Origin of the sequence: Paenibacillus castaneae (assembly GCF_002884445.1) — a bacterium.
GTDB classification, from domain to species: Bacteria; Bacillota; Bacilli; order Paenibacillales; family Paenibacillaceae; genus Pristimantibacillus; species Pristimantibacillus castaneae.
Genome location: NZ_KZ614144.1, coordinates 72,772 through 95,590, shown reverse-complemented (window position 1 = coordinate 95,590; position 22,819 = coordinate 72,772). Strand labels below are relative to the sequence as shown.

Sequence of the window (22,819 nt, the reverse complement as noted above, 5' to 3'; positions counted from 1 at the left end):
TCTTGTGGTGATTTCCATTTTTCAATCCCATCGCTAGGTGAGAACGGGAGGGGGAGATAAGCCTCGTTCTAGCATACATTGCAGACGAATAAGTCGTATGATGAAATCAGGTTCTTTTGTTAAGTAGGGATCAGAGAAGCAACAATCTGAATATTAAGGAGTAAATCGGGCCATCGTTCCGCTAAGTGGGAGCCACGTCTCCGGCGTTGAGGAGCTACTATGACCCAATATCGTGAAATCCAGTGGCTACATAGCCAGGAAATCAGCAAACGTATCTTTGCCCTCAGTTGCACCTGCTCGCGAAACACCGTATCGCAATCATGCAGCGAGCAGAAGAACTTTGTTTCTCCTGGCCGTTAGAAACAGAGCTGACGGATGGCGACTTACGCCAGCATCTCTTTACTAAATCTGCTCAAGTCTCGCGCAGCAAGCAATCGTGAATACGGACTACATCCACAAAGAGATGGCTAGAAGCGGCGTAAGACTTAGTTTGCTAAGATGATTTGGAAGAAGTAATGGACGGCTGCGTCCTCCATCTTACGGTACCCGATCTCATCGATCACAAGGAGGTTCTTCTTTCTGAAATAATAAGAAAAGCAACAAAAGATAATCAGGTTGATCATTCTCCATTTCAGCTGTTATCCCAGCCTTCTTGCGGGTTTTCTTTCAAGGGAATCGTCGAGAGGGCTTTTTGGTTTGATCATGCATCCAAGCCGGAATATGCAAGCACAAAATTGCACATTTTTCCACATGTACAGGATATGTCCATTGCGGCTGATATGCTTTTATTATCCATAAAGCGGCGGGTCGAAAAGTTAGGAAGTATGCTTCTTGGATAAGGGAATCGAGTGTAAGGCTGTTTATTTACATATTTTATATCGGGACTTTAGGAGAGTGGTTCAGGGAATTAATCTAATCACACGTCTTTAGTCATGGTATAATATACCTATTACAATTAAAGGTAGCGAGGACTTATCATGCTGGATGACAGAAAAGCAAGCCGCGTTCTTTCCTTGTATGACAGACTCAGGAAAGGCTTTGTATTGAAAAAAGAACAATTGGCGACCGAATTTGGAGTGACCCCGAAAACCGTTCAAAGGGATTTAGATGAAATCAGAGCATACATCGCAGATTATTGTATAGGCGAGTCAGTTGTGTACGACTATGGACAAAAAGGTTACTTGCTTGAAAACAATAGCAGTAATATGATTTCAGCTGTTGAAGTTTTTGCACTGGTAAAAATCCTTCTCGAAAGCAGGGCATTTAACAAAGCGGAATTGGACAGGGTGTTGGAAGCGGTATGTTCTATTGTATCTAAGCCGGAGCAGCATGCATTCAAGGATCTTGTTCTGAACGAAAAATATCATTATCAGCCTGTGACGCACGGAAAGCCTCTTCTGAGCATGATCTGGGACTTGGGACAGTTCATTATGAAGAAGGAGATTATCAAGATTACATACAAGAAAATGGATAAAGGGGACAGAGAGCGTACTGTATACCCTCTAGCTATTGTATTCTCGGAGTTTTATTTTTATTTAATTGCAAAAATTGAGAATAGCGAATATGAAACTCCCGCTTTCTACAGAATTGACAGAATTGCAGCATTAAAATCAATAGGCAGGAAGTTTTCCTATCAACGTTATGAAGACGGGGAACTGAAGAAACGTGTCCAATTTATGTATGGCGGACAATTATTAACATTGAAATTCAAGTACAGCGGTCCTTCAATTGAATCCATTATGGATCGATTTCCAACTGCCCAAATCACGGAACAATCTGAACAGGAGACAGTTATTAAGGCGGAAGTATTCGGTAAAGGCTGCTTAATGTGGATTTTAAGTCAAGGGGAACAGATTGAATTACTTGAACCTATTGAATTTAGAGAAGAACTGAGAAAAAGATCCGCTGTATTGCTTAATAGATATTTATGAAATGAAAATGAAGATGGAGATGATGAACATGTTTAACGGAAAGTTGAAGAAGGAAGCGATTGCCGAATATGAATACGCTTATCACATGCACGAGTTAGCTATGAAATCTGTAGTAATAGGATCCGAATCTCTTCAAAATACTAAGGAGAATCTGAAAACTACAATTAATCATTCGTGGTCTTATTTGAACAGCATGAAAAACAAGCCTGAGGATATTGTTGTGAAGATTGAAAAAATTAAAATCGAATTTAAAAAGTTTGAAAATGCAATCTTCCAAATTAAAGCTGAATTCGATAAAACGGCAAAAACGTCGACCGGTTTAGGAGCAGCAGGTGTAGCGGCTGGTGCTGGAGTAGCTGCATTTGGTCCAACGGCGGCAATGGCTGTAGCCATGACCTTCGGGACAGCCTCGACAGGTACAGCAATTTCTGCATTAAGTGGTGCGGCTGCAACGAACGCTGCATTAGCATGGATTGGTGGAGGGGCAGTTGTAGCTGGTGGCGGAGGCATGACAGCTGGTTCAGCCTTTCTTGCGCTTGCAGGGCCAGTGGGCTGGGCCATTGGTGGAACAGCCCTTTTAGGCGCCGGTTTATTTGCGCGTAGTAAAAATAAAAAGGCTGCGGAGGAAGCATTTAGTAAAGCAACAGAGATCAAGGCCCATACACAGATGTTAAAAGCTACAGTTGAGGAAATTAAAAAAACGAATTCTTTAATCGTGAGAACGAAAAAAGAGTTGGATAGCATGTGTTATCAAGTAGTGGATCAAACAGCTGCATACAATCATGATATGAAACAAATTGCCAAAGATACGGCATTGCTATCTACGCTTATGGTGTTAATTAATAACACGCATTCGGCAGGTAAATTATTAAATAGGCCGATTGGCGCTCAAGAATAAGGAGGGAGCAAATGTCTTCTTTTGCAGAGTTTATAGATGTAAAGTATGGGCCGGATTTGAACGTAATTAATCAAAATAAAGATCAAAATTATATTAGTGAATTGCTTATTCAATACAAGGGAGTTGTATTGACGAATATCATTCAGCAATTCGGCCTAGGGCCAATATTCGATATTTACAAAAGAGGGGGGAATGTGACTACACTTCATAATGCGAAAAGTGCTGTTTTTGCTAATGAAGCAGAAGAGCAGCGGTTTACGAAAAACTACTCGCAAGAGATGCGAAAAAAAGTGTATGAACAAGATTTCCCGAAAAACAGAAAGAAGGCCTTTCAACAAAATGAGGTCATCAAAGACGATTATACAGGTAAAATACTTCCTAAGGATGGTCGAGCACATCGCGATCACATTGTTTCCGCAAGTGAGATTCAGCACAACGATAGAGCAAGATTATACATGTCCGATCAAGAAAGAGGGACAATGGCTGTTGACCAAAAAAATTTAGCATGGGCAGACGGTAGCCTGAATCAGTCGAAAGGCGAACATGACCTTATCACATGGATGAACAAAGATAACAAAAAAGATTCGTCGGTTACAAATGCAGAATATTACGGGATCGATGATGAAAGAGCAAGAAAGAAGCATGATGAGGCTCGTAAGTATGTCGATTCCAGTATTAATAAAGCCGAAACTAAATATTATATTAAAAATGTGACCTCGACTGGCGTAACACAAGGCTTTGCAATGGCGCAAAAGCAGGTAATTGGTTTATTTATTTACGAACTCCAAGAGGCATTAATAATAGAGATGAAGGCATATTTTCAACGTTATAAAACGTTAAATTCTATAGAATCTAAAATTGTTGGCTTCAAAGAAGCCTGTAAAAAAATTTCGGAACATATGCTAGCCAAGTCAAAGACCATATTAATATCTTTTGCGGACGGATTTATTAGCGGTTTTATCGGCAATCTCCTGACTGTATTCATTAATACGTTCGCAACAACAGCTAAGAACGTAGTACGTGTATTAAATGAAGGGGTTCATGCCTTAATAAAGGCTGTGAAGCTTTTAATTAATCCGTCGAAAGGGATTTCAAAAAAAGAAGCATTAGTAGAGGCGTCTAAAGTCATCGCTGTATCGGTAACTACTACTTTAGGCGTTATACTGACTGAATCGTTTGTTATATATTTGAAAACGACCCCTTTTGCCCCTTTTGCTAATCTAATCGGGGGGGTGCTGGGAGGAATTGTCACAGGAATTGTGTCTGTTACCGTGGCATATGCCATTGACCACTACGCAGAAATCGTATCAAAACTGTCTGTATTTATGTCTGAACTGACATACGATTTGAAAGTTTCCACCGCTGAAATTCGCGAAAAATACTACTTGGCGATTACAACGCTAGATGTGCAGTATCAAGGGGTTTTAGCAAAAATATATGATGAGTATGAGGAATTAAATCTTCTGATAAGTAATGCCTACGACAAGAAGCTTGCTGGCGAGAATCTGGCAGTTAACAGCGTTGTTCTGGCCAGAAAAATGAAGGTAGAGGAACATAAAATACTGAAGACAACCGATGATGTCTTGAGGTTTTTCAATAACTAAGTTTACGGTACTGAGTCAGCCGTGTATTCATTTGAAATGAATACACGGCTGTTTTATGGTCCAGAATGCTCAACTCTTGAAATAAAGATTATATTGGGTATTTTACCATCGGCGTTCACAGCATTGTGCATTCCTCTTATACAATAAAGATTAAAGGCACGGATTACATATGCAAACGCAAAGGATTCATTAGGTGATTGACGGGAGCCACCTTGCGCAAGTGGATCCCACCACCGGAAGAGTGGCTCATTTTTTTCGGAGGCTTGATTCACTCATTCACTCATAACCGGAATAATGGCTCTATTTCATCGAAATATTCACAATCGTGTTGGTACGTATTAAAACGTTGTGCGTGTTATCCTAAGGTCAAGGTCATGATACACTAAATGCAAATAATGCCCATACAAACTTAACCCATCGAAATGAATAAGTAATTTATCGTACACATGAGCAACGCATTATCATATTATTAGGTCAAATACGGGGAGCATGCCGAATGAAGGAACAATTTAGAACATATTTAATCAATAAAGGATATGCACTGGTAACACCGAGTGGGAAGCCCAGTACGGTGTATTTTCTCTGTACCGTTCTTCGTTGCGGACCGCAAAACCGATGGGCAACAAGTCGTTGCGCATACCAAGTGTTAGCATGTTTGGAGATATGCCCAGATAATCCGCAGCAATTTTAATCGTGATTTTGGGCATATTTCTGATTTCTTCATCCGAATACTTCGTCATACGTTTCACCTCCTTGATCCGGTTCCGCCGTCACACGAAAATCAGGTTGGCGACAATCTATAGCAATCTTCTAAGAGTGTCCTAGAAAAAGGGGAAATCCTGGCTTAGTTCTTTACTATAAATCAGTTGGATTAGTTGAAACTTTTAGGTATACCAGAGAACAGAATTAACTTTTATTGCACTCAAAAGCAATTGACAATTAATTGCTTGATATTCAAAATTAATAATTCTGTAATTTTTATCTTCTTTAAATTCCAAGTTTAATAAATTGCTGATTCGTTCCAGATATTGATTCCAACGCTTGTCTCCTGAAGGAAATGGAAAAAAGACAAAAACCAGTATGCCAATATCGTTTGTCCCTTGAAGTTTATATCCATCATCAATAATTGAGTCGATGTTCTTTGTTATTGTTTTGATCTTTGAGTCAATACCCGGTACTACCCAATTTGAATTTGGGGTTTTAAGCTCAAGTAAATATCTCTGATTATTGTGAATAAAGGATATGTCCGCACTTTTCCCTTGAGCATACATATACTCAACACTCAGATCTTGAACATTGTGCTTTATTAATTCTTGAGCTAGTTCAAACTTCAACCATCCCTCAAACTTGGCTTTTTGTTTCAAAACAATGTGCATCAGTTTAGGATGGGAGTTAATCACTTCTTCAATCATTTTAAGTATTGAAGATTCCATTTTTCACTTTCACATCCCTATGGGGTTTCAATAAATGCAGATAACGTTCTTGTGATCACGACGTCCCACCGACTTAAGGCGACGAATGTCGCCGGGCGCGATGCGCTTAGTCGGTGCGGATGTGTCCGGCTGCTACTGCTTCCCCGAACACTGAAATTCATCTCCGAATCAACCTCTTACTCCGGCCGGACCGAGGGCGAATGGCCCGATGCGTGAATATTATGTTATTGGGATGTACACCGATTCGTGAATATAATGTTACCGATGTTGCTGACTCTTTCGAAATAGCTTTCGTATTCTGGAACATAAATACTCTTCCTTTGTTTATGATTATAAATATCTCTTTATGTCTGTATCAACTGGATATATCATTTCATATCCTTTTCTTCCTTCTGAGGATGTTTCAATATAATCGAAATGATCATGCTCAATAATCGCGTCTATGAATTCAATCCAAACTTCATCTATAACACTATTAATTATCTTGCTATTTATCTCCTGAATAATTTCCTCATACCCATCGTTAATTTCAGACTTCAACCTAATAAAATCATTGTTGAAGAAGAGAACCTTTTTGTATTCGTTATTATAACTATTAAATTTTTCTTCGGCTGACTTAATCAATTTTTCAATATGATTTATAGAGGCAATAAATGTTGAATCAAGAGCAGCACTCGAAAATGTTATTTCACTACTTTCATCAACAAAATTAATTAAAATATTTAACTTCTTGATATCATTTCGAATATATTCCTCGGTCCTAAATGAATGCTTTAACCAATCTGGATCAGTATTCTCAAATCCACTAATCGCAGCTCTTTCGTATAAATTTTTCTTTACAGTTTTCAAGTCTTTCATACGGAGTTTTTTATATTTTGAGATATCCAAACATATACTGCCAACCCATTCACCTCTTTTTTTCATGGATTTTAGTTTGTTATACGTACTATTAATAATTCTATAGATTAAATCTTTTTGTTCTGATATATTACTTTTATTATTTAATATGGGTGCTAAACTTAGTATCGTTTCGTCGAAAGCCAAATTGACACCCATTATTTCTGAAGTTCTTTTGATAAGTTTACCATTGGTTTTGTTTTCTTTACAAAAGTCAATTAGTAGTTCACCAATTTTATTAGTAAATGAATTCAGTATATTGATTTCCTCATAATGCAGTGTCTTTGCTTCAATAACAATTTTTTGTCCTTTGTGAACGAAAGAAATTTCGGGCCGTTTTCCGTCTGAACCTGAAATATCTAAGCACTCAAATCCTATATCTTTTAAACTGACATCGTATCTTTTTTTTACAAATTCATTTAAAAACAAATTTACTTCGCATTTCTTCTTTACACATGTTCCGGTTTCGATGAAATTACATTTTTGCACCATAAACCCAATCCCTTCGTGTGTCTGCTAGTTCTCATTAAAAACTTATAGAAAATCGACTATGCCCGATGCGTGAATATTTTGTTAAACGAAGTTATCTTTGTCTTGGATATTATTTAATTCAAGGAATTGTTTGAGATTTTTAGGGAAAATAGACTCCCCAAATTCAGAGGTTTCTTTGATTTTTCTCCAGATCTTCGCGCTATTTTTATCGTTTGAGGCATAACCTAAGACAGACTCTAGCTTAGGGATATTAAAATGTATCTTCTCAAAAGAGGCTTCTTTAAGTAAGTTCCAATTTGTAGTTATCATTCCCTTTTTAGTTCTTTCACTTAATGGCTCACCTTTTGAATTGAAAATCGTGATATTTTTTAGTTCAGCATTATAGATATCACTTTCTTTTAGTTCTTCAATTGTTTCAAAAGAGAGCTTTGCCACAAAATCTTCTTCGAAGTCAAAATCGTTTATAGCAAAATAATCTATCCCAAAATGTTTGCATAACCTAATTAAAATTAAAGCAGTTATTTTCCCATGATGTGGAACTATAGCAATGTTATTGAAATTTAAATAGGTTTCTGAATATTTGTTATCGCCAGTGAGTTCCAATACTTTTCTTCTAATTATTTCTTTATAGGTCATCAGATCATTCGGACCTTCTACAAGTAGAACTTTTTTACTGAATATAATTTTATTTAAATTCGGTTCGATTAATTTAATGTAATTGTTATAATCTTCAATTTCAGAAAGCAATTCATCAAAAATTTCTTCATTCTCTTCGATTTCAAGAAACTCATCACTTGGTTTGTTGTATTTAAGTACTGTTTGTTTATTATCTTCATCAAATTCAAAACGAATCAGTCCTCTTGTATCAAAAACATCTAACATTTTGTCAGAATGAGTAGTATAAATAACTTGGTGTCCTTTCTCAGCCAATCCACAAAGAACAGTTTTGTAAAAATATTCTTGATGATTCTCATGTAAAAAACTCTCAGGCTCTTCAAATAAGAAAAGACACTTATCAGTCTCATTGCTCTCTGCAATTGCTTGAATTACAGCCATAACAAACATAGAAATGTAACCATCTCCAAAATGGCTGATCGGTACAAGGTTTTCCATGTCACCATTAAGACCAATTTTGAACATCATCTCTAAAAATATATCCTCGTATTCAGGCAACCCAAATTCAATATGACACTGATTTTGTCTCAGATTAGTCGAATAATTAATTTGTATTCTTTTTAAAAATTCATTTAAACTGGAGTCAGCCATTACCTTATCAGTTGAGGCTTTTACCTCTTCTTTAAAGATATCTTTTTTCCCCGTCATATTATCGTCTCTATTAACTATACTTTTGATATGTTTCGCCAGAAATGAAGAAAGATTTCCCCAACTTGTCTTTTTGGTTGATATTTCTTTTTTAATTTCGTGAAAGTTTATGTAGAATATTTTGAAATATTTAGATGCGCCATATGAGGTGTAAATTTGTCTTGTTTTTTTCCAATCCTCGTAAGAATTAATCTTAGCGCTCTCTATTTCATTTCCATCAAGTTCAATGTCTAAAAAATGATATCCCGAAAGATCTGCCCTTTTTCCATCCACTTTAAGTTCATTACTACTACTCATTTTGGTTATTATCACAGGTATATTGTCATAGTTTCGGTTATGAAAATCATTAACTGTAAAACTATCTTTAGTGACATACCTTTCTGTTATTCCATATAAAATTGAATTCAAAAAATTAGTTTTGCCTGCATTGTTGTAGCCTACTATCGCTACAGGCTTTTTATAATCTTCTTTAGGAAAATTAACTGTAACTGTGTCTCCAAAAGATCTGTAATTCTCGATTTTTATACCTTCTATGCGGATATAGCTCATATAGTTCTACTCCTTAGTTATATTGCCTCTTCGCTACTCGAAATGGGTAGGTTGATTTCGATTTTATATGGAGAGGCTGTAAACGCTAATCTAAACATGTTAAATCGCTCTATCAGTCTATCAAAGGTTACTTTAGCCACGCAGTATAGCGAAGAGTCGTTATATTTTCAAAGGATAATTTCGTCAAACGTTGCTTGACTCACGAACTTGCATAGCAAGTTGTCAGACAGTAATAGCATACTGAATCCCTTCTGCTGACCAAGGCGTAGCCTCTGCGTGAATCTTATGTTAGGCGATGGAATCGACATCTTCGAAATGCTGCATCAATCATCGCATATGCTTCTTTGCTGTGACTTCGTCAATGAACTTTTCAAGGATTATAATATTCAAATCAATATGGAATTCCACCTGCTTCATACTCTCGCTTTTTTCAGTAGGGGGATTCTGTATTGATGTATACTCATCTTAATTGAGTTTCTTTCAACGGAGGACGAATGTTTAATACATGAAAATTCTGTAGCCGATGGAATAAATGAAACTTTCACACACCAAAATAAATATCATTTTGGTAAACTTTCGGTTTATATGTAAGTGATTTTAATCAAACAATTGGACATATTGTGTATCACTCACTTTGTAAACATCTTCTAATATAATTTCCATAAGTCTCACCTCTAACTTAACCACTGTTTTAAACATCTTTATACATTCCCGTATTCTATAAATATCATATGTAGGATCTAACAATGAATTGTACCCTTCATTGTCGATTTGTAGTGCGTTATTTCGTCCTATACTGGTATGTACATATTCACATAATTTTTTAAAAACATTATTGTACACTGACTCCCAATCTTGATATCCACTGTTTTGAAAAACTTGTTTCCCATAGCTACTTCTTAAATCTTTATTTGCATCATCAATCATTGTATTAAATTTTTCTTCTACCGTCATATTATGAAATTCAATTTGATTGTCATACTTAAAATGATAAAATGCATTTTCAAGTGTAGTTCTTAATTCCCTCATAGCTACGTCATATTGTCCTGAAAATATAGAAAATATAGTCCATTCTAATTGATAGGACTGGCTTTGTAATAAACAAAAAAGTATTGAATTATACCGTTTTATATCCTTGAAACTGTGATATGCACTATGCAAAAAAACACCCGTCCAAGTAACTAACCAATTTCCTAATAACTCTACATCATTATATAATTCTTCACTATCCAGTATTTTTTCATGTATTCTTTTTATCATAGGGTATGATTCAGGTTCTAGATCTCTGATTATTCTATGCATATAATTATTATCACTCTTTTAATATATAGTTTTAAAGTCATTTTGATTCTTTCGCATAACGTCTTATCTAAGAACTTTGTAAATATCACTGGATAAAATTTCAAAACCTTCAAATTGACTATACCATGCCATTTGTCTTATGCATAGAAAATAGCGCCTCCTAACGCATACTGCAACGAGCCATTATAGCTCTGCTGTTTTCCTGTTATTCTGCAGGACAGTAAAGGACAATCTCCCACAAGCGGCTCCCGCAAACACACCCACAAAATAAAAAGAACCGCACAACAGTACGGTTCTAAAATGTTTGGAATATGGCGGCCCCGGCCAGAATCGAACTGACATCTACCCTTTAGGAGAGGGTTGCTCTATCCGTTGAGCTACGGAGCCGTAATTGTGAAAATTATTACAATAGTTGAATGAAAATTGAAAAGTTATGTATCCATTTTCAACCTACAGAGCGGTTCCAACCCAATCGTTGTTGTCCTAATGACAGCCGAAGGACAAGATTGTCAACAAGCGCCTCGCACAAGCCTATCCTCAAAATTACAAAAAGTCGCGTTACAGTACGGTTTCTCGATGCTTTAGTGAAGCGTACCGCGACAGAAATCGAAGGCGTGATCTGCAGTTTAGGAAACCGTCGCTCTCTCCCCTGAGCTACGAGGCCACAGTAATTAATATTATAACACAAATTTTCCTTAGGGCAAAAAGAAATATCAGATGAATCAATACGACTATGTTTTGACTGAAGTGACGCCCATTAGGAGCAGCTAAGTAAATGACTTGGCTGCTCTATCTTTACCATTAAATATGGAAATCGTGTTTCAAATTATACATATTGATTTAATAAACCTTATGAAATACTTTAATTACATTAATTACACCAACTTTTATCCCAAAATACGGGATCATCTTAAGCAATCACCTATAGATATGCGCCGAATTTCTTTTTCAAGAAAGAAGGATTGACCAGAGAACATATGTTCCCTATAATAAGCGTGAGGTGATTTACGCGTGGCTATGAACCTATACGAAGTAAATGAATGGAATTCGTATTCCCCCACTAGTGAAGAAATGCGACTTATTCATGATTGTATTTTTCTTCCTCTGACACTTATTGTTATCGAACAAAACCGCCTTCTATTGGATAAGAACGCCAGATCATTACGTTCCGTCTTCATCAAAGCCGCGAATGTGATCGGCTCCAAGATTGAAGCCGATTTAGCGAAGGCCAAGGGGCTGCTGCTCCGGCAAAATATTATCGTTCACAACGGAGACCATCGCTGTTACAGCTATCATTGTCGTGGCTATGAGGAGCAGCTAACCTTCTCGCGAGAGTTTATACTTGGGGAGATTAATGCGCGGATAACAGCCTATACGAAGCGTATTTTCAACCACCAGACCTAAGAGTGCTCTATTGCTTCTTAACGCCTGAGCGGTTAAAGCCTTAACGCGTTATTTAAGGCTTTTTTGTTTGACTGCTTCCCCTATTTTAAAGAGATCGTTTTCAAAAAAAAGGGAATCACTAATATATTTATGCATATCTATGGGCTATATTAACGTACATATGGTAGTGGAATTGATTTGCTAATAGGAAGGAGGAGGGAATTAAACGTGGAACAACCAAATCTCGGTCTTCACAAAGAGGAGAAAACATACGGAATGTTATGTCATTTGCTCGCTTTCAGCGGCTTTATCATTCCGTTTGGCAACATAATAGGACCACTTGTTATTTGGCTTATGAAGAAAGACCAGTCTTACTTTGTGGACATGCACGGTAAAGAATCATTAAATTTTCAAATCAGCATTGCGATTTACGGCATAATATCCGGTCTACTCGCATTTATTATAATTGGTATTGTGACTGGTATCGCTCTGTTTATATTTTGGATTGTACTCACCATTATCGCTTCTATTCGGGCGTCTGAGGGCAATGGCTACCGTTATCCGCTAACCATTCGTTTCTTGAAATAAAGATGAATGCAAACAACAAGAAGCAGCCTCTTATTCAGAGGCTGCTTCTTGTTGTTTATAGTCCAGCAGGAAGTTGGAACTGCTGCATAATTTCATCAAGCGTAATCGCATCTGACGGAATTTCAGGGAATTCCATTTTCTTGTTAATATCAGAATAGATCGCATTAACATCCAGACCTAACTTCATCTTCTGACCGCTGTCTTTATCCGTTGCTTCAACGTTTACTTTGCTATCTTGATAGACAAGGTAACCATCGGAAATAGCGCCTGTAAGCTTCAGTGTCTTGACCTTCACATCATTTTGAAGCGTTTTGAGCATTTCTGCTTTGTTTGTTTCAAGGTCCGTCTTCCATTTCTCTACATCAGACTTCCCTAGCTGCATAGCTTTCAATGAATCTTCATTTTTAAGAAGCACATCAATGATTTCTGGAAGCACTTTATTCATAACTGTTTCTACTGTTTTCGCATAGTTGCCTTCATTAATTTCGAAGACAATCACTTGATCTGCCTTCACGTCAGCTGGCAAGCCAGCATCTGCAGCTTTAATGTCACTGAAATAAGTTTTCTCGTCAAAGTGCTTAAGCAGTACCTGTCCAAGATCTTTCCCCAGCTTCTGCTGTGCTTCTAAATTGATACCAGCGCTCCCCTGCTGCGCAGCAAGCTCCTTGAGATCAATTTTAATATATTTGCCCGTGATCGTGCCAGGAAGCGGCAGCATCGGAATCTCAGGCACCTTAACATATAGGGTATCTTCCGTCATAATCATAGGTATTTTGAGCTTCATTTCCATGTCGCCTGGCAGAACGATTTCCATATTCATATCTGTACGCATGGGATTCTTCTGATATATAGCGTCGACTGTAATCGTTGCATCTTTGAGCAATCCGACCATTGCTGCTGTTTGAGCGGCGCTGCTTTGCTCTGTAACACTAGGCGGTACCTCCAGCTCATTCAAACCTAATGTCATTTTTATGGAATAGGAATTCGCCTGTCCAATCTTGAGCATAGCCGATTGCAATGCTTCCTTAGGCGGCTTAGCCGAGCTGCAACCTGCAATAATGACTAGAATAACGGCCAAAAAAAGAACCGCTATTTTTTGTACTTTCTTCATGTAATATGTTCCTCCTATCTTTGTATAAGCACCTCCATTCTATACTAATTAATCGACATTTAGAAGTTACATCCAAAAAATCCCGCTTCAGCAAGCTGAAACGGGATTTTTGATCTATGTTTATTCAGGACTAAAGACCCTCAACGATCAACCTTCTGTATTATGGTGACTCACATGATTGCGCTGTTTTGTTTTTTTCGATCCTGATAACGGCTCCTGCTGGCCGCCCCCGCGGTCACGCTTCTGCTTACTATTCTGAGGATTACCCTCCGGTACTGGGACACTATCTGGCTTACTCAATTTAAACCCCTCCTTACAGCAAATATTAATTTAGCTTTTTTGATGCTCCAAATTCGCTGGCTGATCATGGTTTAACGCATCCTGATGGCGGCGATCATTGCTATCCTGCTGCAGCTGCTGTGCATGATGGCTATTAACCGGCTCGATCTCAAGATCCTCTACGACATTCGACAAATTTTTATCAGCCGTTCCTTTTGCTTTGGTCATAGCAAGACCACTCCTCTACGCATGTGTCAATTGCTGAAGTGCTTGAGCGCATTCATGCAAATGTCTTGAATAATCATGAACGAGCTGCTGAATCATATCACCTCGTTCATCGATTGAAATTTTATCTCTTTCCACATCCACAAGCTCAATTTTTACTTCACGGCTATCTACATAAGTGATTTTGAAATCGAACGAATACATTTGATGACCCGCTGTTTCAATTGTTACGCGCAGCGACTTCGAATCGGCTTCATCCGGCAGCACCTTGCATCGATCAGCAGTATTGAGTGTTTGGGGCAGAGTCTGACGCCAAGCATCCGCTAAGCTTTCTTGATCGATTTGCAGCTCATCTTGTTTACCCATTTATAAAGCACCTCCACACCATTAACATGTGACAGCAGGCCGCTTTTTATACGATAAGGAAGCATACAAAAAAAGCCCAGACGCTAAGCGTCCAGACTTGTATGTATGCATTAAGGAAAATATGGAGGAGAGAGTGGGACTCGAACCCACGTGAGCTTGCGCTCTAACAGTTTTCAAGACTGCCCCGTTATGACCGCTTCGGTATCTCTCCATCATTTAATTGTCACAAGAAATATTGTACCACAGGCCAAAACAACATGCAACTATATTTTGGCCTTGTGGTAAAAAAATTATTCGCGTACTGGAATGGAACTAATTCCGCCCATATATGGACGCAATATCTCAGGAATCGTAACGGAGCCATCCGCTTGCTGATAGTTTTCTATAATCGCAGCAAACGTACGACCAATCGCCAGACCAGACCCATTTAATGTATGCACGAACTCAGGCTTGCTTTTTGTATCTCTGCGGAACCGGATGCCTGCACGTCGAGCCTGGAAATCCTCCACGTTCGAGCATGATGAAATTTCACGATACGTATCAGCGCTAGGCAGCCATACTTCGAGATCATACGTTTTGGCCGCTGTGAAGCCCATATCGCCCGTACAAAGCGTCAGAACGCGATAAGGAAGACCTAGCAGCTGCAGCACTTTCTCCGCATTAGCCGTCATTTTCTCGAGCTCGTCATAGGAATCCTCTGGTTTGGTCAGCTTAATCAGCTCAACCTTATTGAATTGATGCTGACGGATCAAGCCTCGTGTATCACGGCCTGCCGAACCCGCCTCAGAGCGGAAGCAAGAGCTGTAAGCTACAAAATATTTCGGCAGCTCCTCAGCTGGTAATATTTCTTCTCGGTGCAGATTCGTTACTGGAACCTCTGCAGTCGGAATTAAGTAGTAATCGGAATCTGAAATTTTGAACAGGTCTTCTTCAAACTTAGGAAGCTGGCCTGTGCCGATTAAGCTGTCGCGGTTGACGATATAAGGCGGCAGTATCTCTTCATATCCATGTTTATCGCTATGCAAATCCATCATGAAGCTTATAAGCGCTCGCTCGAGGCGTGCTCCCAGCCCACGATAGAAGGTGAAGCGTGAACCAGTAACCTTAGCAGCGCGCTCAAAGTCCAAAATTCCAAGTGATTGAGCGATTTCCCAATGCGGCTTAGGCTCGAAATTAAAGCTAGGCAATTCACCGTTTCTGCGAAGCTCTACGTTATCTTCCTCTGACTTGCCGATCGGAACGCTATCACTCGGAATATTCGGAATCGCTTGTGTAAGCTCTACTACTTGAACCTCAAGCTCACGCAGCTCGTCGTCAAGCTCCTTGATCCGGTCGCCAACCTCTCTCATCTCAACGATAAGCGATTCTGCATCGCCGCCCGTTCTTTTGAGCTTAGCCACTTCCTGCGAGACCGTATTTCGGCGGCTCTTAAGGAGCTCCGTCTCTCCAATTAAATCGCGGCGCTTTGTATCCAGCTCCGGGAAATTGGCAATAAGATCAAGTGAAGCTCCCCGGTTAAGGAGTGCTTGCTCAACCTTCTCAAACTCATTTCTTAACAATTTTACATCCAGCACGTTCCATGAGCCCCTCTCTGAAGGGAGTAATTTTTATTAGTTAGTTCTGTTTACGAAAATTTAGCCTTTGTTCGCTGCTGCTTCTTTCACCATATCAACGAAATAAGCATGAAGCCGGTAATCATCTGTCAGCTCAGGATGATAAGATACCGCCAGCAGATGACCCTGCCTTGCAGTAACAATCTCATCCTTATACGTTGATAATACATCAACGTCAGCTCCAACTTTTTTTATTAACGGTGCCCGAATGAATACGGCACGTACAGGCTCGTCAATGCCTTTCACATCCAGATCCGTTTCAAAGCTTTCTTGTTGGCGGCCAAATGCATTTCTAGCCACGGTCATGTCCATGAGACGCAAGTGTGCTTCTTCTTGTCCTTCAATCTCATCTGCAAGCACAATTAGACCTGCGCAAGTTCCAAACAACGGTTTCCCTTGTGCAGAGAATTCAGCAATAGCTTCCATAAAACCGTATTTACGCATCAGCCTGCCAATTGTCGTGCTTTCTCCGCCCGGAATGACAAGCCCTTGAAGCTCATCAAGCTGCTCTACCCGTTTAACAGCGACTGTTTCTGCGCCTGCTGCCTCTAGGCTTCTTATATGCTCCGCTACAGCGCCTTGCAGCGCTAATACGCCTATTTTCATCGCTCTACACGCCTTCCTCTACAAGCAAGAGCCGGCGGCGCTTGTCGCGCTGAGCCGGCACCCCTATATGACATCTATTAGATTCCGCGATCTTGCATACGCTGTGCAGCGTCCAGCTTGGAAATTTCGATACCTTTCATCGGTGCTCCCAAGTTTTTCGATACTTCAGCAATTAGCTTGTAATCTTGATAATGAGTCGTTGCTTCAACGATTGCACGAGCGAATTTCTCTGGGTTTTCCGATGTGAAAATACCAGAACCAACGAATACGCCGTCTGCTCCCAGATGCATCATCAAAGCTGCATCGGATGGTGTAGCTACTCCGCCTGCTGCAAAGTTAACTACTGGAAGCTTGCCAGTCTCATGTACGTTAAGAAGCAAGTCATAAGCTACGCCAAGAAGCTTTGCTTCATGATAAAGCTCGTCCTTCGACAAGCCTTGAATTTTACGAATTTGACCATTAATCAAGCGAAGGTGACGAACAGCCTCTACGATATTTCCTGTTCCTGGCTCACCCTTCGTACGAAGCATTGCTGCTCCTTCTTGAATACGGCGCAAAGCTTCTCCAAGATCTTTCGCTCCGCATACGAATGGAATGGTAAACTCATGCTTGCTGATGTGGAACACTTCATCTGCTGGCGTAAGCACTTCACTCTCATCGATATAGTCAACGCCCATGGATTCGAGCACTTTAGCTTCTACATAATGCCCGATACGAGCCTTAGCCATAACAGGAATCGAAACGACTTTCATTACTTCTTCTACAATTGTCGGATCAGCCATACGAGCTACTCCGCCTGCTGCACGAATTTCGGAAGGGACACGTTCAAGAGCCATTACCGCTGTTGCCCCTGCTGCTTCTGCTACTTTCGCTTGCTCGGCGCTCATAACGTCCATAATGACGCCGCCTTTTTGCATTTCTGCCATGCCGCGTTTTACGCGTGATGTTCCTGTTTCCATCCTACGAAACCTCCTATTATCATCCATTAAAATGTCTATTACCGCAGTTGCTCTAACCATTGATTTTACAGGAAGCCTGTTTAATCGACAACCCTTGTTTTGCTTTATTCCCTTGTTTTCTGCTCGGATTAGAACAAATTGACGATTCCATTAAATAATCCGGTGAAAAAACCGCCAATACCACGGAACATCAAGCGGAACCAGCCTGCTTTGTCAGCTTCTTCTGTCGTGATTAAGTTTACCGTATGCTCCAGTTCTTGCTTTGAATCTGCATCGGTATATTTATAAGTAACGGTTCCAACAACCGTACCTGCTGGAATTGGTGCTACAAGATCGGCTTCTTTCTTCACGTCGCTTTTGACAAGCTCAATCTTCGGTTCTACGCCCTTCTTAACCATGAACGTAATGTCCTTGTCTGTAACAACCGGTACTGTTTTTTTCTTGCCCTTCTTAATCTTAACCGTTTCAATCGTTTCTACCACGGATTTTGGCGCCAGCACCGTTTTCTTCTCAAAAGTACTGAAGCCGTAGTCATACAACTTAGCCGTTTCGTTGAAACGAGCGGATTTTGTTGCGGTATCCATTACAACGCTAATAAACCGCTGATCGTTACGCATAACCGTTCCTGTGAAGTTATAGCCAGCAGCGTCAATAAATCCGGTCTTCATCCCGTCAACGCCTTCATAGGCCAAATGCTTAAGTCCTGTTTTGTTCGTATTCGTGCCTAACATCCAGTTAATATTTACAATGGGGTCCTTGTCCCGTTCACGAAACTTATAATCTTGCAGCTTGGAATAATCCAGAAATTCGGGATGCTCGGTCAATATAACTCGTGCGAGCTTTGCCATTTCTCCTGCCGAGATTACCGTTGTTTCCGACAAGCCTGTCGCGCTTGTGAAGATAGCTGTCTTTAAGCCTAGCTGAGCTGCTACCTCATTCATTTTCGTTACAAAGTTTTGCTCACTGCCTGATATCTTGGATGCCAGTGCAATTGTTGCGTCATTTGCTGATCCTACAGCCATAGCCTTGTACAACTCTTTAACTGTATGTTGATCGCCCTGAGCTAGAAATACCGATGAGCCGTCAGGTGGTGTAGATGCTGCTTCCGCGCTAGTCGTAACAACCTCATCCCATGATAACCGCCCGTTTGAGATTTCCTCAAGAACGATATATTCCGTCATTAATTTGGTCATGCTTGCCGCAGGGAGCGGTGTATCGGAATTTACCTCATATAATACTTGACCGGATGCTGCATCAATTAAAATAGCTGCTTTCACTTGTAATCCTAATTCGTTCTCAGTACTTGGCCTGCCATCATAACCCATAGCTAACGCTGCAGTAGAACCAAGCGTCATCATCATCAACAATACCGCCATACTCGCAGCGATTAATACTTTTAACCTTACCGGTCTTACCATTACCTTCAACGTCGTCTCCCCTTTTCCCACTTGATTTGTCCGTTGTTAATTGTAACATATCAGGACATAACAATTAAACCTCTTTCCGCAGTTACAAGAATGAGTATTCCCTCATTAGTGAAAAAATCCAGATTAGGAGAAGCGCTAATTCGCTTTCCCGATCTGGATTCATTTTCACGGTTATAAATATTTATACTTATAAAGAGTAGTTAGGCGCTTCTTTCGTAATTTGCACATCATGTGGATGGCTCTCACGAAGGCCTGAGCCTGTTATTCTAACAAATTGTGTATCATTCTTGAGCTCTTCAAGCGAAGCAGTACCACAGTAACCCATACCAGAACGCAATCCGCCAAGTAGTTGATGAACCGTATCAGCAAGCGGCCCTTTGTAAGGAACGCGGCCTTCAATACCTTCTGGAACTAGTTTGCTCTCGTTTTCTTGGAAGTAACGATCCTTACTGCCTTCCTTCATTGCGCCCATCGAGCCCATGCCGCGGTAGACTTTGAAGCTGCGTCCTTGGAAGATTTCAGTTTCGCCCGGGCTCTCTGCCGTCCCTGCAAACAAGCTTCCGATCATAATGGCACTTGCGCCGGATGCGATTGCTTTCGTAATATCTCCAGAATATTTGATCCCGCCGTCCGCAATAATGGGAATATTATATTCACGAGCTACGGATGCGCAATCAAAGATTGCTGTAATTTGCGGTACGCCGATACCTGCGATTATACGAGTTGTACAAATTGACCCCGGACCAATACCAACTTTAACAACAGATGCGCCAGCTTCGATCAGATCACGTGTAGCGTCGCCAGTTGCAACGTTACCTGCGATAATCGTCAAGTCCGGATATGCATCGCGAAGCTTGCGTACTGCATCAATTATGTTAATATGATGGCCATGAGCGGAATCGACCACAAGTACGTCAACACCGGATTGAACAAGTGCTTCTGCCCGATCCATTGTATCCTTCGAAATGCCTATAGCACCTCCGCAAAGCAATCTTCCTTGCTTATCCTTTGCTGCATTAGGGAACTGAATCGCCTTCTCAATATCTTTGATGGTGATTAAGCCTTTAAGCGTGTTCGATTCATCGATCAATGGAAGCTTCTCGATCTTGTGCTTCTGCAGGAGTCCTTCCGCTTCTTGAAGCGTTGTTCCTACCGGTGCGGTTACTAGATTATCGCGAGTCATAACTTCATTTATTTTGATTGAGTAATCATGTACGAAGCGCAAATCACGGTTTGTCAAAATACCGACTAGTTTCTTATCTTGGTCAACAATCGGTACACCTGATATGCGATATTTACCCATTAATTCTTCTGCGTCGTAAACATGGTGATCAGGCGTTAGCGAAAACGGATTGGTAATTACACCGCTCTCCGATCGTTTAACACGGTCTACTTCCTCCGCTTGCTGTGCAATTGACATATTCTTGTGAATAATGCCGATACCGCCCTCACGCGCTATTGCAATCGCCAAAGCAGCCTCTGTAACGGTGTCCATGCCTGCGCTTATGAGCGGAATGTTTAGCTTAATGCTCTCGCTCAATCGAATCGAGATGTCAACTTCTCTTGGTAGCACTTCTGATTTCCGCGGAATAAGCAGGACGTCATCAAACGTTAGCCCTTCTTTGGCGAATTTCGTTTCCCACACGAGTAAATTCCTCCCCATATTTTTAGTACGACTCACTTTTATTATTAGCAATATTAGCAGAGGGGGTATAGGCTGTCAAGGCTAGGCCAACGCATGATTGTATCGGTTTTCCATCTTTTTTATAGACCTAAATTTCTCAAAACATTAGAAAAAGTCAGGTAAATATGTTGTTCGTTCGGGAATACGTGAATGTAAGCGTTTAATGGCTGTCGATTGACCCTCAATTCGTTCCATTTGCGCCAACTGAAGCGGACGAAGATACCCAAGCAGCACCGCAGTTAATGTTCCAATATCCATTTTTATAGTCATTTCTTTGCCTTCATTTTTTTCTAAGCGGTGAAGTCTTGCTCGACCTGATGGCTCTATGTGAAGAAGATAATATCCTGTATTCCACGGAGCGCAGCTATCTGTCAGGTCTATATAGAGTTTGTCTTCTTCCATTTGGTTATCAAATGTATATTTTTCTATAAATGCTTCCGCATCCACAATCCGCGCCATAAAATAGGGGGTAATTTCCTGGTGAATTCTAGGATTTGGAAGCAAATAAGCGAGATTATCATTGGAAGGTACTGTAATCTTAACTTCATTGATCATGGAATCATGCTGGGAGATAAAAGACCACAAAGCCTTTCTCGATTCTTCACTCAATGAAACAAACTCATGAACGAATAGTTGGGAATTTTTGACTTCGTAAATGATATAACCCAATGCTTGGTTGTTTTGATCAAAATAAACAGAAATCTGTCCCGGTTTTCGTTTGCTTATGTAATATTTCCACCACAGCTCTGATCTGACCAGCGAGCCATTAAATTGGGCCGCATAGGCTTCATAAATGTGATAGAGCAGCTCATAATTGTTGCTATATCGTTCGATTCGTCCCTTATATGGCACTCGAGCTGGGAGGAAATCAGATTTAATTGTATATATCTTGTTATCTGTATAGGTTTCCCAACCAAATTTACGATAAAATCCGAAGGCAAAAGGATGAAGGAAGGAAAGGGTCTGACCATTAGCCTTCATTTCCTTCAATGAATGAACGAGCAACTTGGCAACTAATCCCTGACGTCTGTATTCCGGCCATGTGGCAACCGCTGCAACTCCGCCCATTGCAAAACGCTGCCCGCCAATATAGGTTTCAAGCTGGAGTACAGTAGCTTGCGCAGCATACTTTCCATCGACGTAAACGGCCCATCGATCAGCAGGTAAACTTAAGAATTGTTCCTTGCCTTGCTCAAGCTCTTCTTCTGTTTTCTTATATTGAAAAGCAAACTGAGACAAGGCCATGCTTTCATCATAATGCTCCGCACCCATTTTTATAATTTCTATTGTATTTTCCACCTTCAAATCGCCTCCTCATTATCTTATTCATTTATCATACCGTATATAAGAGCAAAAACAACAAAAAAACCTATCGCATAACATGCGATAGGTCTCTCGTGCTTGGCGACGTCCTACTCTCCCAAGACCCTGCGGTCTAAGTACCATCGGCGCTGGAGGGCTTAACGGTCGTGTTCGGTATGGGAACGCGTGGTTCCCCTCCGCCATCGCCACCAAACGGTGTTGCTCGATGAAGATTAGCCAGTCTGAATACATTCAGATGACCAAATCAAAGGGTGCGCAAGGCTTACGCCCTGAAAACTGGATACGAAAGGTAGGTTTGCTGAAACCTTATTGCTGTTGTCTGCTGGATGTATGGGTCCATGCAAACTGTTTTAGGATAAGCCCTCGACCGATTAGTATTCGTCAGCTCCACACATTGCTGTGCTTCCACCCCGAACCTATCAACCTCGTCGTCTTCAAGGGGTCTTACATACTGGGAAATCTCATCTTGAGGGGGGCTTCACGCTTAGATGCTTTCAGCGCTTATCCCGTCCGTACTTGGCTACCCAGCGGTGCTCCTGGCGGAACAACTGGTACACCAGCGGTACGTCCATCCCGGTCCTCTCGTACTAAGGACAGCTCCTCTCAAATTTCCTGCGCCCGCGACAGATAGGGACCGAACTGTCTCACGACGTTCTGAACCCAGCTCGCGTACCGCTTTAATGGGCGAACAGCCCAACCCTTGGGACCTACTTCAGCCCCAGGATGCGATGAGCCGACATCGAGGTGCCAAACCTCCCCGTCGATGTGGACTCTTGGGGGAGATAAGCCTGTTATCCCCAGGGTAGCTTTTATCCGTTGAGCGATG

Annotated in this window: 20 protein-coding genes, 2 tRNA genes and 1 rRNA gene; 5 read left to right on the top strand and 18 right to left on the bottom strand. The window is 40.6% G+C overall.

From position 1 onward, the window contains the following. The first annotated feature begins 977 nt into the window (after window positions 1–977). The 3 genes from CEF13_RS00455 to CEF13_RS00445 are packed head-to-tail and all read left to right on the top strand — an operon-like array spanning window position 978 to window position 4,433. Window positions 978–1,931, top strand: coding sequence for a helix-turn-helix transcriptional regulator (locus CEF13_RS00455; RefSeq protein WP_102708922.1), 954 nt, complete (start codon window positions 978–980; stop codon window positions 1,929–1,931). A gap of 28 nt (window positions 1,932–1,959) precedes the next feature. Further along, the gene (locus CEF13_RS00450) at window positions 1,960–2,829 is read left to right on the top strand and encodes a DNA polymerase III subunit gamma/tau (protein ID WP_102708921.1); all 870 of its coding nucleotides are present in this window, start codon (window positions 1,960–1,962) and stop codon (window positions 2,827–2,829) included. Window positions 2,830–2,840: 11 nt separating this feature from the next. Then, on the top strand, window positions 2,841–4,433 hold the full coding sequence (locus tag CEF13_RS00445; RefSeq protein ID WP_102708920.1) for an ECF transporter S component: 1,593 nt from the start codon (window positions 2,841–2,843) through the stop codon (window positions 4,431–4,433). A gap of 524 nt (window positions 4,434–4,957) precedes the next feature. Here the strand turns inward: CEF13_RS00445 and CEF13_RS00440 are convergent. The 6 genes from CEF13_RS00440 to CEF13_RS00415 all read right to left on the bottom strand — a co-directional run bounded on the left by CEF13_RS00440 (window position 4,958) and on the right by CEF13_RS00415 (window position 10,816). Next, window positions 4,958–5,173 carry a hypothetical protein gene (locus CEF13_RS00440; RefSeq protein ID WP_102708919.1) on the bottom strand — a complete coding sequence of 72 codons (216 nt, stop codon included), beginning with the start codon at window positions 5,171–5,173 and terminating at the stop codon, window positions 4,958–4,960. 144 nt (window positions 5,174–5,317) lie between these two features. Further along, on the bottom strand, window positions 5,318–5,866 hold the full coding sequence (locus tag CEF13_RS00435; RefSeq protein WP_102708918.1) for a hypothetical protein: 549 nt from the start codon (window positions 5,864–5,866) through the stop codon (window positions 5,318–5,320). 330 nt (window positions 5,867–6,196) lie between these two features. Continuing rightward, window positions 6,197–7,255 (bottom strand): hypothetical protein, encoded by a 1,059-nt coding sequence (locus CEF13_RS00430; RefSeq protein WP_102708917.1) that lies wholly within the window; start codon window positions 7,253–7,255, stop codon window positions 6,197–6,199. An 81-nt stretch (window positions 7,256–7,336) separates the two neighbouring features. Next, on the bottom strand, window positions 7,337–9,127 hold the full coding sequence (locus tag CEF13_RS00425; protein WP_102708916.1) for an ATP-dependent nuclease: 1,791 nt from the start codon (window positions 9,125–9,127) through the stop codon (window positions 7,337–7,339). Window positions 9,128–9,724: 597 nt separating this feature from the next. Next, the gene (locus tag CEF13_RS00420; protein ID WP_102708915.1) at window positions 9,725–10,429 is read right to left on the bottom strand and encodes a hypothetical protein; all 705 of its coding nucleotides are present in this window, start codon (window positions 10,427–10,429) and stop codon (window positions 9,725–9,727) included. A gap of 312 nt (window positions 10,430–10,741) precedes the next feature. Then, window positions 10,742–10,816 (bottom strand) — tRNA-Arg (locus tag CEF13_RS00415). Between the two features lie 630 nt (window positions 10,817–11,446). Here CEF13_RS00415 and CEF13_RS00410 point away from each other — a divergent pair. Together CEF13_RS00410 and CEF13_RS00405 are read left to right on the top strand one after the other, a co-directional pair. Beyond that, window positions 11,447–11,833, top strand: a complete 387-nt coding sequence (locus CEF13_RS00410; RefSeq protein WP_481850194.1) for a YhjD family protein — start codon at window positions 11,447–11,449, stop codon at window positions 11,831–11,833. Window positions 11,834–12,040: 207 nt separating this feature from the next. Then, window positions 12,041–12,400 carry a DUF4870 domain-containing protein gene (locus CEF13_RS00405; RefSeq protein WP_244917027.1) on the top strand — a complete coding sequence of 120 codons (360 nt, stop codon included), beginning with the start codon at window positions 12,041–12,043 and terminating at the stop codon, window positions 12,398–12,400. A gap of 55 nt (window positions 12,401–12,455) precedes the next feature. Here the strand turns inward: CEF13_RS00405 and CEF13_RS00400 are convergent, their stop codons facing one another. From CEF13_RS00400 to rrf, 12 genes are all read right to left on the bottom strand, one after another. Then, entirely contained in the window at window positions 12,456–13,511 is a 1,056-nt protein-coding gene (locus tag CEF13_RS00400) for a hypothetical protein (RefSeq protein ID WP_102708913.1), read from the bottom strand. Between the two features lie 147 nt (window positions 13,512–13,658). Then, window positions 13,659–13,811, bottom strand: a complete 153-nt coding sequence (locus tag CEF13_RS00395; RefSeq protein WP_102708912.1) for a small acid-soluble spore protein P — start codon at window positions 13,809–13,811, stop codon at window positions 13,659–13,661. Between the two features lie 30 nt (window positions 13,812–13,841). After that, complete coding sequence (locus tag CEF13_RS28645; RefSeq protein WP_166742958.1) at window positions 13,842–14,018, bottom strand: hypothetical protein; 177 nt, start codon at window positions 14,016–14,018, stop codon at window positions 13,842–13,844. A 15-nt stretch (window positions 14,019–14,033) separates the two neighbouring features. Then, entirely contained in the window at window positions 14,034–14,381 is a 348-nt protein-coding gene (locus CEF13_RS00390) for a hypothetical protein (protein ID WP_102708911.1), read from the bottom strand. Between the two features lie 122 nt (window positions 14,382–14,503). Then, window positions 14,504–14,592 (bottom strand) — tRNA-Ser (locus CEF13_RS00385). A 79-nt stretch (window positions 14,593–14,671) separates the two neighbouring features. Continuing rightward, a complete protein-coding gene (gene serS / locus CEF13_RS00380) occupies window positions 14,672–15,955 on the bottom strand; it encodes a serine--tRNA ligase (RefSeq protein WP_102708910.1) in 1,284 nt (427 codons plus the stop codon). Between the two features lie 60 nt (window positions 15,956–16,015). Then, window positions 16,016–16,600: a pyridoxal 5'-phosphate synthase glutaminase subunit PdxT gene (gene pdxT / locus CEF13_RS00375; RefSeq protein ID WP_102708909.1), complete on the bottom strand. Its 585-nt coding sequence runs from the start codon at window positions 16,598–16,600 to the stop codon at window positions 16,016–16,018. Window positions 16,601–16,677: 77 nt separating this feature from the next. Beyond that, window positions 16,678–17,559, bottom strand: coding sequence for a pyridoxal 5'-phosphate synthase lyase subunit PdxS (pdxS, locus tag CEF13_RS00370; RefSeq protein WP_102708908.1), 882 nt, complete (start codon window positions 17,557–17,559; stop codon window positions 16,678–16,680). A 128-nt stretch (window positions 17,560–17,687) separates the two neighbouring features. Continuing rightward, a complete protein-coding gene (locus CEF13_RS00365; protein ID WP_102716125.1) occupies window positions 17,688–18,977 on the bottom strand; it encodes a D-alanyl-D-alanine carboxypeptidase family protein in 1,290 nt (429 codons plus the stop codon). 196 nt (window positions 18,978–19,173) lie between these two features. Next, entirely contained in the window at window positions 19,174–20,631 is a 1,458-nt protein-coding gene (gene guaB / locus CEF13_RS00360) for an IMP dehydrogenase (protein ID WP_102708907.1), read from the bottom strand. Between the two features lie 144 nt (window positions 20,632–20,775). Further along, the gene (locus CEF13_RS00355) at window positions 20,776–21,969 is read right to left on the bottom strand and encodes a GNAT family N-acetyltransferase (protein ID WP_244917026.1); all 1,194 of its coding nucleotides are present in this window, start codon (window positions 21,967–21,969) and stop codon (window positions 20,776–20,778) included. Between the two features lie 100 nt (window positions 21,970–22,069). Further along, a 5S ribosomal RNA gene (gene rrf, locus CEF13_RS00350) occupies window positions 22,070–22,186 on the bottom strand. Window positions 22,187–22,819 lie beyond the last annotated feature (633 nt).

Bases quoted from the DNA above. Each gene is read 5' to 3' on its own strand.
- CEF13_RS00455 (WP_102708922.1), top strand. From the start codon at position 978: ATGCTGGATGACAGAAAAGCAAGCCGCGTTCTTTCCTTGTATGACAGA.
- CEF13_RS00450 (WP_102708921.1), top strand. From the start codon at position 1,960: ATGTTTAACGGAAAGTTGAAGAAGGAAGCGATTGCCGAATATGAATAC.
- CEF13_RS00445 (WP_102708920.1), top strand. From the start codon at position 2,841: ATGTCTTCTTTTGCAGAGTTTATAGATGTAAAGTATGGGCCGGATTTG.
- CEF13_RS00440 (WP_102708919.1), bottom strand. From the start codon at position 5,173: ATGACGAAGTATTCGGATGAAGAAATCAGAAATATGCCCAAAATCACG.
- CEF13_RS00435 (WP_102708918.1), bottom strand. From the start codon at position 5,866: ATGGAATCTTCAATACTTAAAATGATTGAAGAAGTGATTAACTCCCAT.
- CEF13_RS00430 (WP_102708917.1), bottom strand. From the start codon at position 7,255: ATGGTGCAAAAATGTAATTTCATCGAAACCGGAACATGTGTAAAGAAG.
- CEF13_RS00425 (WP_102708916.1), bottom strand. From the start codon at position 9,127: ATGAGCTATATCCGCATAGAAGGTATAAAAATCGAGAATTACAGATCT.
- CEF13_RS00420 (WP_102708915.1), bottom strand. From the start codon at position 10,429: ATGCATAGAATAATCAGAGATCTAGAACCTGAATCATACCCTATGATA.
- CEF13_RS00410 (WP_481850194.1), top strand. From the start codon at position 11,447: ATGAACCTATACGAAGTAAATGAATGGAATTCGTATTCCCCCACTAGT.
- CEF13_RS00400 (WP_102708913.1), bottom strand. From the start codon at position 13,511: ATGAAGAAAGTACAAAAAATAGCGGTTCTTTTTTTGGCCGTTATTCTA.
- CEF13_RS28645 (WP_166742958.1), bottom strand. From the start codon at position 14,018: ATGACCAAAGCAAAAGGAACGGCTGATAAAAATTTGTCGAATGTCGTA.
- CEF13_RS00390 (WP_102708911.1), bottom strand. From the start codon at position 14,381: ATGGGTAAACAAGATGAGCTGCAAATCGATCAAGAAAGCTTAGCGGAT.
- pdxT (WP_102708909.1), bottom strand. From the start codon at position 16,600: ATGAAAATAGGCGTATTAGCGCTGCAAGGCGCTGTAGCGGAGCATATA.
- pdxS (WP_102708908.1), bottom strand. From the start codon at position 17,559: ATGGAAACAGGAACATCACGCGTAAAACGCGGCATGGCAGAAATGCAA.
- CEF13_RS00365 (WP_102716125.1), bottom strand. From the start codon at position 18,977: ATGGTAAGACCGGTAAGGTTAAAAGTATTAATCGCTGCGAGTATGGCG.